The following is a 1859-nucleotide window of genomic DNA, read 5'->3' as shown; positions in this document are numbered from 1 at the left end:
GCCCCACAGGACGGCGGCCGAAAGGTGGCTCACCACCGCACCCGTCACCGCGCACAACGCATGGAGCCGTTCCAGCAGTGTGTCGGGAAGCGAGGCGGCGGCACGCGCACCGTGGCAGGGGGTGACGAGGTCGCGCGCGCGGATCCGACGGCGGCTCAGCCCCTCTGCGCGGGCCTCCGCGACGGTGAAAGGTCTGCTCCGAAGCTGTGGCGGGAGACTGCTCGGTTGGCGCATAGGAAAATTCTGGGCCCTACAGAAGGTCGTCGCGGCGTTATCCACAGGACAGGCGCGGTGTGGGGGAGCAGTGGACTTGGTCCGTGCCGGCCGCTCGTGGATGTAGTAGCGCGGCGAACTGCCAGAGATGGCCGCTATGGGTCTCCTGAAGCGGCCGTTTGTGGCAACGGGGCGTGCACGCGGGGTACGGGGTGACGTGCGCGGAGCGAGGGCCATGATGCGGGGAGTGTGGCTGTGTGCCGACGTCTCGTGCTTGGAACACTCGTTTCATGAAGCACAAGGAGCCAGGTGGGCCGGACAATGAGGTCGGTGGCTGCCCACTGGCGCGGGGCGCTCGGCGAAGTGCCAGAGATGACCGCTATGGGTCTCCTGAAGCGGCCGTTTGAGGCAACTGGGAGTACCCGCGGGAGCGGGGGTGCGGCGGGGAGTTCGGCCGTTTGTGGCAACTGGGAGTACCCGCGGGAGCGGGGATGCGGCGGGGAGGTCGGCCGTTTGTGGCAAATGGGCGTGCACGCGGGGTACGGGGCGAAGTGCGCGGAGCGAGGGCCATGATGCGGGGAGTGTGGCTGTGTGCCGACGTCTCGCGCTTGGAACTCACGTTTCATGAAGCACAGGAGCCAGGTGGGCCGGACAACGAGGTCCGTGGCGGGCCACTGGCGCGGGGAGCACGCCGAGATGACAGAGATGGCCGCTATGAGGTGGATGAAGCGGCCGTTTGTGGCAAGTGGGCGTGCCTGCGGCGTGTGGGGATGCGACGGGCGGGGTTGTGGGCGGCGTGCAGTCCGCGCCAGGCTGCGGGGCTGGGCCCACCTACACCCGGGTAGCGCTACTTGACCTCGTCGGTGCCTTGCGTGGTATCGCCGCTGCCGTGGGTTTCGCCGGTGTCCGGGCCGCGGTTCTCCCCGCTGTTGTTRCCGAGCTCGCGCTCCTTCGCGTCGAGTTCGGCCTTCAGCTTCTTGAGCCGGTCAGCCTCCGACTGGTTGCGCCGGCGCTGTTCGAGGTTGCGGAGGAAATCGGGGTCGTCGTCCGGCGCAGTGGGGTGCCGGTAGCTGACTGGGGCCTCCGGAGCCTGGCCCCGCGGCCGGCCGATCAGGAACCACAAAACCGCTCCGAGTACGGGGAGGACGATCTGCACTACGATCCAGGCAGGCTTGGAAATGCCCTTTGTCAGGCGTGCGTCGGTCCGGATGAGGTCGATGAGACCGTAGATAAAAACGACCAGTACAAGGATTGGTACCACGACACGGAGCATAGCTTCAGTTTAGCCTCCGCGCGAGCTTCCGGCGTCGGGCGGCGGCCCGGCCAGGACGGCTAAACTGGGTACGTGGCTTTCCTGAAATACTCCCTGATCCGTCTCGCGCTATTCGCCCCGCTGTTTGCGCTGTTCATCTACCTGCAGCTCGGCTGGCTGCTCGCCGCCCTCTGCGCGGGGATGATGGCTTTCGCCATCAGCTTCCTCTTCTTCCAGAAGCAGCGCGACGAGGCCACCGCCGCAATCCACTCGCGCCTGTCGGGCCAGGCCAAGCCGCTGCGCAGCGCGGGGGAGATCGACGACGCCGACGCCGAGGACCGCCTCGTCGACCAGCACCCGGACGTCACCGTCCGAAACGAGATCCGCCCCAAGG

At 67.5% G+C, this 1859-nt stretch carries 2 protein-coding genes and 1 pseudogene; 1 reads left to right on the top strand and 2 read right to left on the bottom strand.

The annotated features are described in order from the left end of the window. Together AC1DHD_RS16065 and AC1DHD_RS16060 are read right to left on the bottom strand one after the other, a co-directional pair. Positions 1-234 (bottom strand): annotated as a pseudogene (locus AC1DHD_RS16065) (hypothetical protein); the annotation flags it as partial. Between the two features lie 826 nt (positions 235-1060). After that, on the bottom strand, positions 1061-1486 hold the full coding sequence (locus tag AC1DHD_RS16060) for a PLD nuclease N-terminal domain-containing protein (RefSeq protein WP_476880662.1): 426 nt from the start codon (positions 1484-1486) through the stop codon (positions 1061-1063). Between the two features lie 72 nt (positions 1487-1558). Between AC1DHD_RS16060 and AC1DHD_RS16055 the strand changes: the two genes are divergently transcribed. Continuing rightward, positions 1559-1859: DUF4229 domain-containing protein (locus AC1DHD_RS16055; protein WP_476880661.1), on the top strand; the 301-nt coding region annotated here is incomplete at its 3' end.

It is taken from the genome of Arthrobacter sp. 05L45_2 (assembly GCF_056397525.1).
Note: the sequence above shows the minus strand (reverse complement) of the source record. Positions and strands in the feature narration are given on the sequence as shown.